2 protein-coding genes and 1 riboswitch are annotated in these 1168 nt (G+C 66.4%); both genes read left to right on the top strand.

The genetic code is table 11. The features are described from left to right. A partial coding sequence (locus tag ACIRS4_RS38045) for a hypothetical protein (RefSeq protein WP_404204828.1) occupies window positions 1-244 on the top strand: 244 nt, incomplete at its 5' end. 33 nt (window positions 245-277) lie between these two features. Further along, window positions 278-389: riboswitch (SAM riboswitch) on the top strand. A 96-nt stretch (window positions 390-485) separates the two neighbouring features. Continuing rightward, on the top strand, window positions 486-1168 hold a 683-nt coding region (locus ACIRS4_RS38040), incomplete at its 3' end, for a PLP-dependent transferase (RefSeq protein ID WP_404204826.1).

Below are 1168 nucleotides of genomic sequence, written 5' to 3'. Positions count from 1 at the left end.
CCACCTGACCGTGCGGCTCATCGCCACCACCTGGCACGGCATCGTGCGGGTCGGCATGGAATGCGAGTTCGAGGACAGCGACGAGTTCCCGGACTGCACCACCGTCACCACCGCCCGCATGCTCGCCGACAGCGTCCAGGCGGCATTCGACGAATTCCGGCGGGTCTGTTGTGGTGCGACAACGCTATTTCCCCCCGTAAACGGGGGAAATCCCACCGAGAATGCGACAAACCCCACTGCGTAGATCGGGCCGGACGGCCGCTAGAATCCCGCATTAGGTCAAGAGCATCAGCGTTAAGGCCCCGGCTTGCTGATCGGCAACCCTCCAGCTGCGGTGGGGTGCTCCGGGTGCAGACCGGGCGTTCGAGGGCCGAACGCAAGCGCAACTAGGAGGTCTACCGAAATGTGTTGTTGTCGAAGCCCATTCGCTTCTCGATAACGTCAAACTTCCGCCATTCGGCGACCTTGTTTTTGGAGCAGAACACATGAGTGACTCGACCGCGCCCGCGGCCGTCCCCGCTGACGGCACCCTGGATCCGGCCAACTGGTCCTTCGAGACCAAGCAGATTCACGCCGGCCAGGCTCCCGATTCCGCCACCGGAGCCCGCGCCCTGCCCATCTACCAGACCACGTCCTACGCGTTCCGCGACACCGACCACGCCGCCGCGCTGTTCGGACTCGCCGAGCCGGGCAATATCTACACCCGCATCATGAACCCCACCCAGGACGCGGTGGAACAGCGCATCGCCGCCCTCGAGGGTGGTGTGGCCGCGCTGCTGCTGGCCTCCGGGCAGGCCGCGGAGACCTACGCGATCCTGAATCTCGCCGAGGCCGGGGACCACATCGTGGCCAGCCCGCACCTGTACGGCGGCACCTACAACCTGCTGCACTACTCGCTGCCCAAGCTGGGCATCCAGGTCAGCTTCGTCGAGGACCCGGACGACCTCGAGCAGTGGCGCGCGGCGGTGCGACCCAACACCAAGGCGTTCTACGGCGAGACCGTCGCCAACCCGAGCAGCTCGGTCCTCGACATTCCGGGCATCGCCGAGGTCGCGCACGCCGCCGGGGTGCCGCTCATCGTGGACAACACCGTCGCCACCCCGTACCTGATCCAGCCGCTGGCGCTGGGCGCGGACATCGTGGTGCACTCGGCCACCAAGTACCTGGG

The organism is Streptomyces sp. NPDC101166 (assembly GCF_044768125.1).
In the GTDB taxonomy this organism is placed as follows: Bacteria; Actinomycetota; Actinomycetes; order Streptomycetales; family Streptomycetaceae; genus Streptomyces.
This window is presented reverse-complemented; position numbering and strand designations above follow the sequence as displayed.